Annotated in this window: 9 protein-coding genes; 8 read left to right on the top strand and 1 reads right to left on the bottom strand. The window is 47.2% G+C overall.

From position 1 onward, the window contains the following. Positions 1-88 precede the first annotated feature (88 nt). Complete coding sequence (locus K6T91_03290; protein MCL6471818.1) at positions 89-1,801, top strand: chloride channel protein; 1,713 nt, start codon at positions 89-91, stop codon at positions 1,799-1,801. A gap of 29 nt (positions 1,802-1,830) precedes the next feature. Here K6T91_03290 and K6T91_03295 read toward each other — a convergent pair whose 3' ends face one another. Next, complete coding sequence (locus K6T91_03295; GenBank protein ID MCL6471819.1) at positions 1,831-3,822, bottom strand: cation:proton antiporter; 1,992 nt, start codon at positions 3,820-3,822, stop codon at positions 1,831-1,833. A gap of 199 nt (positions 3,823-4,021) precedes the next feature. On the opposite strand from K6T91_03295, the gene K6T91_03300 reads away from it, so the two are divergent. The 7 genes from K6T91_03300 to K6T91_03330 all read left to right on the top strand — a co-directional run bounded on the left by K6T91_03300 (position 4,022) and on the right by K6T91_03330 (position 11,648). Further along, positions 4,022-4,711: an ABC transporter ATP-binding protein gene (locus K6T91_03300; protein MCL6471820.1), complete on the top strand. Its 690-nt coding sequence runs from the start codon at positions 4,022-4,024 to the stop codon at positions 4,709-4,711. A 31-nt stretch (positions 4,712-4,742) separates the two neighbouring features. Continuing rightward, the gene (locus tag K6T91_03305) at positions 4,743-5,651 is read left to right on the top strand and encodes a hypothetical protein (GenBank protein MCL6471821.1); all 909 of its coding nucleotides are present in this window, start codon (positions 4,743-4,745) and stop codon (positions 5,649-5,651) included. Between the two features lie 3 nt (positions 5,652-5,654). After that, complete coding sequence (locus K6T91_03310) at positions 5,655-6,923, top strand: ABC transporter permease (GenBank protein MCL6471822.1); 1,269 nt, start codon at positions 5,655-5,657, stop codon at positions 6,921-6,923. Positions 6,924-6,954: 31 nt separating this feature from the next. After that, entirely contained in the window at positions 6,955-7,638 is a 684-nt protein-coding gene (locus K6T91_03315) for a YIP1 family protein (protein MCL6471823.1), read from the top strand. A 125-nt stretch (positions 7,639-7,763) separates the two neighbouring features. Beyond that, positions 7,764-8,348, top strand: a complete 585-nt coding sequence (locus K6T91_03320) for a PadR family transcriptional regulator (GenBank protein MCL6471824.1) — start codon at positions 7,764-7,766, stop codon at positions 8,346-8,348. Positions 8,349-8,370: 22 nt separating this feature from the next. Further along, positions 8,371-9,108, top strand: coding sequence for an ABC transporter ATP-binding protein (locus tag K6T91_03325; protein MCL6471825.1), 738 nt, complete (start codon positions 8,371-8,373; stop codon positions 9,106-9,108). Next, on the top strand, positions 9,108-11,648 hold the full coding sequence (locus K6T91_03330; protein MCL6471826.1) for an ABC transporter permease: 2,541 nt from the start codon (positions 9,108-9,110) through the stop codon (positions 11,646-11,648). The genes K6T91_03325 and K6T91_03330 overlap by 1 nt, the downstream gene beginning before the upstream one ends. The last annotated feature ends 9 nt before the right edge of the window (positions 11,649-11,657 follow it).

Here is an 11,657-nt window from a genome sequence, read left to right on the forward strand (position 1 = left end):
CTTATGCTAAATTGTGAGTCGTGCGATTTAGCAATATAATGATTGGCGGCCAGCAAATAGCCTTTTGAGTTTTCAAAAGGGAGGTGTATTGGCAGTTAATGCAAAGGTAAAAGAGACGTTTGGCCTGTATCTTTCTAAAACCGCTCATATAAGGGATAACTTTAAGAAATGGTTTCTGTTCTCTTTTATTGTAGGCGTGGTTATAGGCCTTGCAGTTGCCGGGGTTCACTTCGTTATATACGATATAATCTGGTTCCATGTACGGGGATTTGCCGGAAACGGTATCTTGTGGTTTGTGCTTCCCGCCTTTGGGATACTGGCTGCGGCCGTCCTTGTTAACAAGTTTTCTGTCAACCCCTGGATCCACAGTACCGAGGAGATAATTCAGGCTTACCATGAGGATAATGGCCGTATTAAACTTGCTTCTTTTCCGGCTAAGGTGGCGGCTTCTGTTCTTACTATAGGCTTTGGAGGTAGCGCGGGCATGGAGGGCCCGAGCATCTATATCGGTTCAAGTATAGCTTCCTGGTTAAAGCGTACCTTTGCTCGATCCAGTTTTACAGATGAAGATACGCGCTGGATGATACTTGCCGGAGGTGCCGCCGGTATTGCCGCTATCTTTAAGGCACCTTTAACCGGCATTGTCTTTGGGCTTGAAGTGCCGTACAAAGATGACCTTGCCCACAACGCTTTTATACCTTCCCTAATAGCATCGGTTACATCCTATATCGTTTTTGTAAGCATGATCGGCACGGCGCCGCTTTTTAAGGTTCCTCACGTATTTGCTTTAAATAATCGCGATTTGCTCCTGTCTATTATTTTGGGTATAGTCTGCGGGTTAACCGCACGTCTTTTTGTTTTTCTCTTCCACTGGTCAGGTTCTTTTTTAAAAAGAGTGACCGGCAATTTCGTGCAGAGAGCCGTACTCGGAAGTACAGTCATGGGGATAGTCGGCGTTGCGTCGCTTACTATCTTTAAGGCACCCTTTGCCTTGGGCTCTGGCTATGAAGCTATCAACAGCACTTTGGCCGGCAAGATAGCAGCATGGCAGCTACTGGTGCTATTTCTGCTCAAAGTTGTCGGTACTTCGGCAACATTGGCTGCTGGCGGCGTTGGTGGCATATTTATTCCTATGATTGTCATGGGCGCAACAATTGGTGGCGCCCTTGGTGGGTTGGTCTCAGCGCGGGGTCCGCTGTACCCAATCCTCGGCATGGCGGCATTTCTTGGCGCCGGCTACAGCACTCCTCTTGCGGCGGCAACTTTTGTTGCCGAGACAACCGGCAGTCCGGGTTTTATTATACCTGGTTTGATAGCTGCCGCAGTTAGCTATACAGTTTCAGGGCGCCGCTCGGTTTCGGCGCACCAACGCTTTCACAGGCAAACTGTCCTTCACCGGATAATGGAGAGGCGGGTCGAAGAAGCTATGACATCAGATGTAGTAACGGTACCTGCAAATATCAGCATTGAAGAATTTGTCCATGAATATGTCTTAAAATACCGGCATAAAAGCTTTCCTGTCGTAAATGATCACAACCTTTATGGAATGGTTGGTATCTGCGACATAAAACGCATACCTACCTGTGATTGGCGGGTGGCTCAGGTTGGCAGTGTTGCCGTAAGGGATGTTGTTACTGCCTATCCAGACCAGAACCTGGCGGAAGTTTCAGAGCTGATGAGTAGACTTGACATCGATCGCTTGCCTGTAGTTAATCCTGCCCATCCAAAGAAGATCGTAGGGGTAATCGCAAGTACCGACATTGTTCGTCTTGAAGAGCTCTCTGAATTAACAGAAATCTAAACCCATGTTTTCACTGTATACTGTAAGCACTAAGCCACTTCTGGGTTACCGAATAAACTTTCGGCGACGTTCAGTTTATCCTTTGTTCCAACTATTACCAAACGGTCGCCTGCGTAAAGCCTTGTATCCCCATCTGGGTTCGGTATTGTCTGGTGGTTGCGATGGATGGCAAGCACGCTCACCCCATACCGTTTTCTTAAACTGAGTTCGGCTAAGGTTTTGCCAGCTGCCGGCGACCCGGCAGCAAGTTTCACTTCGCTAATTGCGGTCTCTGGAAGCTTAAGCCTAATCTCAGCAGGTACTGCTCGCTTTCTCGATATACTTCTCAACATCTCATAGCTGTATGCCCGCAGCTCATTTATAAATTTCTCGATATCCTCTTGAGGCACCAGATAGACGTTTAAAACGCGGGTGAAGATCTCAACCGCAGTTTCATATTCTTCAGGGACAACCTCATCTGCACCCAATCTATAGAGGGGCTCAAGCTCGGATATATAGTGAGTCCGTGCGATTATGTAAACATTGGGATTGAGACGGCTTGCAAGCTCGACAATACGACGTTCGGCAGCAGCGTCGTGGATAGCTATTACCATTACTCTGGCAGTTTTGATGCCGGCATGCTCGAGCACCGGCTCCTGCGTTGCATCGCCAAAGTAAATCGGCTCACCAGCCGCCCTTTCTTTTCTTACTATCTCAGGATTTAGATCCAGGATTAGGTATGGGATGTTTGCTGCCGATGCGGCGCGAGCCAGGTTTCGCCCTGTGAATCCATAACCGACGATTATGAGGTGGTCTCTTTTCTCTTCGATTTTTAACTCCTGCAGGGGAAATCGGCCGACAATTAACGTTTTTGGCAAGGGAAGCCGTGCTAGCATGCTTACGGCTTGAGGTGCCAGGGCTATCGCAAAGGGTGTTATAAATAACGTTAGGGAAGCGACAGCTAGGAGTAATTGAAATGTGCTGGTGGTAAGCAACCCGACCGATAGGCCAGTTCGGGCCAGGATGAAAGAGAATTCGCCGATTTGGCTAAGCGCAAATCCGGTTAGCAGTGATATACGAAATGGAAACCCTGCTATCGCGGGTGCAATTGCCGAACTTATTATCTTTAAAATAAGGATGCCAATGGTAAGCGCAAGAACAGTTACAATTTGTTCAGCAATCTGACTTATATCTATTAGCATGCCGATTGACACGAAGAAGAAACTGCTGAAAACATTGCGAAGCGGCAAGACACTGCCAAGAATATCGCGGCTATATTCTGACTCCGAAATGATGAGTCCTGCCAAGAAAGCACCCAAGGCAAGCGAGAGACCTATGGTTGAGGTCAGCCAGGCGATAGCAAAACTCAAAGTAATGATGCTTATTAAGAAGATTTCTCGATTACGGGTTCTGGCGATTTGATACAATATAAAAGGAGCGACCCATCTCATGCCTATGATAGCCAGCAGTACAACGCCGACCGCTTTGAACAAAAACTCGAGCAGTGCCTCGGAAAGGTTGCCGGACCTTCCCGCAAGCAGCGGGATGAGAAGCATCATCGGAACCACAGCGATGTCTTGAAGGATCAGGATGCCGAGTGCAGTGTTTCCATAAGGAGTATCGATCTCACCCCTTTCTTGAATAATTGCCAGCACAATCGCCGTACTACTAAGAGATGTAAGGAGGCCTATTAACAAAGACTCCTCCAGTGGCCGTCCGTACACCAGGGCTAAGGCATAGCCCGCAAATGCAGCTAGCATTATTTGGAGGACTCCGGCTGTTAAAATCGGTTTACCTAAGCTTAAGAAGCTTTTAGGTGAAAACTCGATGCCTATGACAAACAACAGAAGGATGAGGCCGATGTTTGCAAGGTTATCGACCTGGCTTGTCTCTCTTATTAAACCCAACCCATGCGGGCCAACCAGCATTCCAGTTAGAATGAAACCAATAATAGTCGGAATCCTAAATCTATGAAAAAGAAGGATGATTAAAGTTGCCAGGCCGGATATTATAATAATGTTTCTAAGAAACAACAACTCCATACTCGTAATATTCCCATTTTCACCATCACCGGTGACGGGCACCGGGCAATCTATTAAGCAGGCACTTTAGCATTTGAAAATTGTGAATGTGTAAACACGGCCTCTAAAATATTACGCAAACGTCGTTCCAGTTGAGCTAAAACTCGGTTAAAATATTATTATTTGCAGTAAAGGGAAAGTCTAAATATGGAGGCGTTACTTGGCTAAGGCAGTTGTGGTAACTGATCTGACTCGCAGGTATTCTTTGGGAGAGGTTCTAGTTACTGCTCTTGACAGCGTATCTATATCAATTACGCATGGTGAGTTCGTAAGCATTATGGGCACCTCCGGCTCCGGCAAATCCACTCTTTTAAACCTAATCGGCGGGCTTGATCGCTTTGATTCCGGTAAGGTTATTGTCGATGGCTTAGATATAGCATCCCTAGATGAAAACGAACTTGCAAAATATCGCCGTGAGCGCATCGGTTTTATTTTTCAATCCTACAATTTAATCCCTACCCTGACTGCCCTGCAAAATGTTGAGCTGCCACTCATATTTGCAGGCGTTCCAAAGGACGAGCGCAGCAGGAGAGCAGAAAGCATGCTACAAGCTGTTGGTCTTGGGCAGAGGGCAAATCATCGGCCAACAGAGCTGAGCGGCGGTGAACAGCAGAGAGTGGCCGTTGCAAGGGCACTTATCAACAACCCGTCAATAATTCTTGGGGATGAACCCACCGGTAACTTAGATAGTAAAACCGGTGAGGAGATAATGAGGCTTCTCACATGGTTAAATAAGGAGAAAGGGCTTACTATTATTATGGTAACCCACGATGCAGAAAAAGCGCGCCATGCAGATAGAATTATTCATATAAAAGACGGCAGAATTATAAACCAGATTGAAGGATGGTAACTAAGTTAGCGCAACTGGCTGGAGGTGCAGGGTGACTAGAGGAAACAGGATAACCAGGATAGCTAAAGGGATTATCGCTATCATTATATTTCTCATGCATTTACTCATGGCTATGCCCGCGTATGCGGAAGGGCCTATTGTTCTTGTTAGTGCTGTTACCGAGCCGCAGAATGTGTCTCCCGGCGATAATTTTGACTTAAAGCTGAAGGTAAAAAACAGCGGTGGTTCAAAGGCAAACAACTTGATCATAACCCTAGGTGTGGACAGCATTAGCACCTCGACCCCAGCACCTTCTTCCCAAGCGCAGGGTAGCGCCCCGTCTCAAGTACCCATATCGGTAGTCGGTGAGAGCAATGTCCGCTATCTGGGTACGCTCACTGTAGGTGGCGAAAAAGAAACCGTTTTTAAAATGGTTGCCAATGGGTCTGCTGTCTCCGGCACGTACAATATTAACGTAAGGCTTGATTACAATGGTGCTCGGGCACAAAGTCAGATAGTCGGCATAGTGCTTATAAGAGAAGCTGACTTAAGAATCACACGAGTGTCTATTCCAAGTAGTGTTAAAACAGACCAGCGGTTTAAGCTTACTGCTGATATCGTAAACGGCGGTAATTATCCTGTTAACAGTGTCGCAGTCGAAGTCTCTGGTGGCGAAGCAAAAATCAAGTCACCAAATTACTTCATCGGAACCCTTGAAGCGGCCGACTCGGATACATACGAAACTGATGTTAGCTTTATTAAGGCAGGAGAACAAACATTGAGACTCAATGTTAGCTACATAGATGACTTCAATCGCCAGCATACAATAGTTAAAGAGCTAAGAGTAAAGGTTAAGAAAGCTGCTGATTACCAAACTAAAGGCAAAGGCTCTGATGGGTTCTTATCCAAGTTGATCAATTTCTTTAAAGCACTCTTAGGTCTTGGTGGAAATCAAGAGTAGCCTATGAATAATTCAGATCTTATATCCTTTATTCTGGTAAATATAAGACGGATGAAGCTCAGGGTGTTTCTTACGGTTTTAGGTGTCGTTGTCGGGACAACGGCGATCGTTGCAATGGTGGCCTTAGGGATAGGACTTCAGACGAGCTTTTCAAGGCAGTTTCTTTCCATTGGCAGCTTAAACGATCTTACAGTCCTGCCAAGCAATCCCAACACGGGCGGCCCTTTTTCGGAACAAGTCAAAGAAGTGCGGCTCGACGATGACACTATCAGGGACATATCCAGGCTAGATGGAGTAAAATCTGTGATACCACAGATCGATATAGGAGGTGTCTCGGCCAAGATACAAAGCCACAAAGTCGACTCTGTTAGGATCCAAGGCTTTAGCAAAGAAAGTCCTGTTGAAATATCAAAGGGACGCTTACCAAGAAACGATGCAGAAAAGTCGATTATTGTATCCGGTAAATTTAGTAGCTCGTTTAGGGATGGGGAAGAAGTAAGGCCGGCTGATCTGCTCAACAGGACAGCGATACTTAAGGTTACAAGGTCGGCCAATGACGGCACACAAGAAATAAGACGCATACGAGTGCGTATTGTCGGAATCGCTAAAGACAAAGGGACTCAAGAAGATTACGGCAGTATATATATGCCGATTGATTTGGCTAAGGATGTTTGGCTGTGGCAGCGGAATACGCCTAATCTTATTAAAAGAGAGGGCTACAGCGCTTTAAGAGTTACAGTTAGCTCCCCTACGGAAGCGGATCGTGTGCAAAAGAAACTGGAAGACATGAATCTTTTCGTATTCTCGATGAAGCAAATACTTGATAGCTTGAATACCTTCTTTAGAGTAATCCAGGCTGTTCTTGGCGCTATCGGCGCGGTTGCGCTGCTTGTGGCGTCTATCGGGATAATAAATACGATGATCATGTCTATCTACGAGCGTACGCGCGAGATAGGTATAATGAAAGCGGTAGGGGCAAGCAATAAAGATATAATAAAGATATTTTTAGGCGAAGCAGGGTTTATCGGTCTGGCTGGGGGGATAGGCGGCACATTTTTAGGCTGGATTCTATCAAAAATATTAAGTCTGCTGGCGGGCTTTTACCTCAGCGGTGAGGGTGCAGGTGGTGAGAGCCCGATAACGTTTATTGTCCCACTATGGCTTGCTATATTCGCAATTGTTTTTGCTATGGGTATAGGTTTAGCAGCTGGGATATACCCCGCCTTAAGGGCCGCAAGGTTAAATCCGCTTATCGCATTGCGTCATGAGTAAATTGGTCAAGCCCATTAAGGAGGTAGTGTAGGTGGAATCGATAAGGAATCTTGCACGCGTTGTAGTTAAGCCATCTAGGGTGTTTGAATGGATTAAGGAGAATCCGGTTTGGTGGGTGCCAATAATTTTATTGGTTATCACCTCGGTTATTTTCGCGGTAGTAAGCGTGCCACTATCTATTGAGGTTAGCCAGAAAGCACTATCAAGCAACTCCAACATATCGCCCGAACAAGCAGCCCAGGCTAAAAAAATGATGGAATCACCGCTTTTTAGTGTCATAGCTGCAGCCTCAGCTTTTATTGGGACTATTATAGCTTTCTTCGTTCAGTCTGCTTTGTTGCATCTTGGCGCTTACATATTCGGCGGACGTGCTAAATTTTCTGTTGGTTTAGCAACTGTTGGGTATGCCCAGATTCCAATAGTTATCCAGCAGATCATCCAATCCGCATATATGGTTGCAAGCGGCAAAATAGTCGTCCCAGGTCTTTCCGCACTGCTCCCCAGCAGCAGGGCAGCAACCCCCCTTGGAGTGATGCTTGCCCGCATCGATGTCTTTGGCATATGGTCTATCATTCTCCTTATAATAGGGTTCTCGTTCACATACAAGATAACAAAAACTAAAGCAGCGGCAGTTACAGTTGGCTACTGGGCGCTTGGCACGATTTTCGCTGTGCTATCTGTACTGTTAAGCATGTCTTTTAAACCGGCCGGTTAGTCGCCAAGTTATTATCCGCATATTTTTATCCAGAATTTATCACGTTCATCCAAAATTTATCTATTGACTTAACTATCGTCTTGGTTCATGCTTGTTTAAAAATAGTAACTTGTAGAGTAATTATTATGTCGGTACGAAATGCATTACTGGGTTTATTAGGTCAGCGGCCCAGACACGGCTATGAGCTCCATGCTGCATTTGAAGCAGTAGTTGGCGGTGAGGAGATTTGGGATGTCAAGCCTGCCCAAATCTATACAACGCTGTCGCGGTTAAAGGAAGGTGGGCTGGTTATCGAAAAGACTTTGGACCAAGATGGAGGGCCAGAAAAGCGCATCTATGAAATAACTGCTGAAGGAAAGCATGAGCTGGCAAACTGGCTAAACACGCCGGTTACGGGAGAGCACCAACGTGATGAGTTCTTCGTTAAGCTAATGATCAGTCTGGCGACTAAAGAAGCAGACCCGCGAACGGTTATCTACACGCAGCGTGCCAGCCTTTATAAAGAGTTGCACGATATCACTCTTCAGCGCACCTCATCTGATCCAGCGTCTGAGCTAGCCCATATAATGATGCTCGACAGAGCAATTATGCATCTTGAGGCAGATTTGCGCTGGCTTGATATGATCGAGGCGCGTATTGAAGAGATACGAAGGCAGCCGCTTCCCGAACCAGAACCGCGCCCACGCGGACGACCTCGCAAATACCGCTAGGCATTCTTTGGAGGTGCAAACATTGGCAATTGTAGAAACAAAAGATCTCACTAAAATCTATGGCAAGGGTGAAACCGCTGTTACTGCACTTAACAGGGTGAATTTGCAAATTGAGACAGGGTCATTTGTTGCTGTTATGGGACCGAGCGGATGCGGCAAGTCAACTTTGCTTCACCTTATCGGCGGCCTGGATAAGCCGACTTCGGGAATCGTAGTTGTTGATGGACATGACTTAGCAAAGCTCAACGACACGGAGTTAACCGAACTGCGGAGGCGCAAGATTGGTTTTGTATTCCAGTACTATAATCTAATACCAGTCCTCAGCGCGCAAGAAAACGCAGCTTTGCCGCTTATCCTAGATGGAGTTAAGCAATCCAGGGCGCTGGCACTTGCAAGGGAATGGCTTAGCCATGTGGGTCTTAAGGATAGGATTAACCATAAGCCGAGTGAACTATCTGGAGGTCAGCAACAACGCGTTGCAATAGCGCGGGCTCTTGTATCCGAGCCGGTCCTTATTTTGGCAGATGAGCCAACCGGCAATCTCGACACCCGGGCATCAGACGAAATTGCTGTCTTGCTCAAGCATATATCAAAGCAATGGAGCCGCACGGTAGTAATAGTAACCCACGATCCCCGTATAGCAGCTTATTCCGACAAGATAATCTTTCTAAAAGACGGCTCGATAGTTGATGAGACCCAACTGTCACACAAAGACCCTGACGAAGAAAATGCCGTGCGCGAAAGGATGGGGCGCCTATAATGTTTACGCTAAAGCTTGCATTTCGTTATCTTGCGTCACGCAAGACACGCAGTGTTTTGACAACACTTGCAATTATCTTCGGCGTTATGATTATCTTTGGCCTTAACGGACTACTACCTTCCTTCGTGAAATCGTTTCAGCAAAGCATCGCGATTTCAAGCGGACAGGTGGATCTTAGTATAACGAGTGATACGCAGGGCAGCTTTGACAGCACCTTGGTAAACAAGGTGCTCAATATATCGGGAATAGACCAGGCAACGCCATTGCTGGTGCGGCCGATAATTATCCCTCCTTCACAGTCGCCGGTTAACAAGGAAGGGCAGCCGGTGAGTAATTTTAAGCTAAATGGTATTGATCCAGGGACGATCGACCAAGTACGTCCCTTAAGGGTAAAAAAGGGCCGTGCGCTATCGCATGCGGATAATAACCGCATGCTTATATCGAATAACCTGGCGAATGCAACCGGGCTAAAAGTGGGCGATACATTTGTATTGCCTTCAGGAACAGGGCAGGTGGAGTTCTCGATAGTGGGCCTTGTTGATGAGCCCCCTATTCCTGGTTCTGAGAATCTATACGTGCCGCTTAAAGATGCGCAAGACCTTCTAAGCCAGGAAGGAAAAATAAACGTCATTGAGGCTAAATTCGTCGATGGCGCAAAGCGTGAAGAAGTGCGAAAAGCTGTTCTTGACGCACTTGATGGCGGTTTTAAATTGGGTGGCGTTGAAGAGGGAAGTGAGTTTTTAGCGAGTATTAAGCTAGGACAGGCTATTTTTAATGTGCTTGGCATATTGGCTCTTACGATGGGTGGCTTCATTATCTTCAACACATTCCGCACAATTGTTGCCGAGAGGCGCAGAGACATTGCCATGCTGCGCGCTGTTGGCGCTACCCGCAAGATGATACTCGGTCTTATCCTTGCCGAGAGTTTGCTACAAGGCGTCATCGGGACTGCTATTGGCATGATCGCTGGATATGCTATGGCAGTCGGGGTGACTGCAGCACTAAGGTCGCTATATGTGAGTATGCTGCATCTCCCAGTCGGCGGGCCGGTATTTTCGCCGGCTACCTACCTAGCCGCAATTGGATTGGGTATCGGGGTAAGTGTCCTAAGCGGTCTCTTGCCCGCGTTTCAGGCAGGTCGTGTATCGCCTTTGCAGGTGATGTGGGAATCAGCGGTGGAAACGCGTGACAGAGCTATAACGAAGAGCGTTGTTGTTGGGGCAGCCTTGATAGTCATAGCAGTTTTAGGACTCATCTCAGGGAATGTAGAGCTGGCGTCGCTTGGCGCAATCCTGTTTCTCATCGGCCTTGTACTTACAGGACCTGCGCTGGTCAAACCAATCTCGCAAGTTTTTGGGCGGCTACTGGTTGCCGTTTTTACGCGCGAGGGGCAGATTGCTAAGGGAAACCTAACTCGTCATACCAGACGCTCTGCCATTACTGCCTCTGCGGTAATGATTGGCCTGGCTATTATTATTGCCGCCGTTGGTATGACGACGTCGGTATCCTCAGGCTACTTGGCTTATCTTGATAAAAGCATGCATGCCGACTATATCTTGATGCCGCAATCAATGTTACTGGGCGGCGGCAATGTCGGGGCAGGCCCCGATCTTGTGAAGCGAATTCGTGAAGTACCCGGCGTAGATGCAGTTACTACTATACGTTTTGCCGCATCCAAAACCGGTAAAGCTGATATACAGATACTCGGCATCGATCCGGCTGGGTATCCAACGGTATCCGGCCTTGACTTCTCAAGCGGTAATCCGGACTCGGCGTATTCTGCGCTTGCCCACGGGCGAGCAATGATTGTTAACGGCATTTTTGCCAGCCAAAATGGTATTAAGGTTGGGCAGAGCCTAACACTTAAAACACCCCAGGGACTGAAAACATACAGGGTTGCAGGAGTAGGAATGGACTACCTGAATGCTAAGCTCGCCACAGGCTATATTTCTCAGGATAACCTAAAGCGTGACTTCAACGAGACCGCTGACTTGCTCATTATGGCAGACCGGCAGGAAGGGTCAAATAAAGCCGAGGTGCGGGCTTCCCTGCAGCATATCGTTCGCAGTTATCCGGCATTTACACTGTTCTCAGGAGAAGAATTTCGAGAGAATGCGATGAAGATGCTTAACAATGCTTTTTTAGGTATTGATATGATACTGCTCGTGCTGGCCATCCCCTCATTCATTGCGCTACTTAATACGCTAGGCATCAATGTGCTTGAGCGCACGCGCGAGATAGGGATGCTGCGTGCTATCGGCGCTACCCGTCGGCAGGTTGGCAACCTGATAGTCGCAGAAAGCCTGCTACTTTCTGCTATCGGAATTGCTTTTGGCATTTTCTCGGGCTTGTGGTTAAGTTACATCTTGGTTGCGGGATTGGAGGTTAACGGGCTTAAGTTTCCATACTTCTTTCCGTATTGGGGCATCTTGCTAACAATTGCGACCGGGATTATATTAGGCGTTGTGGCGGCGTTAGGTCTGTCTCTTATACACATAACCGACCCCACGAGACTAAGGCGAATCGAGCAAGCCGACTAAGTGATTAAA

The sequence above is a fragment of the Bacillota bacterium genome (genome assembly GCA_023511485.1).
Classification (GTDB): Bacteria; Actinomycetota; Aquicultoria; order Aquicultorales; family Aquicultoraceae; genus CADDYS01.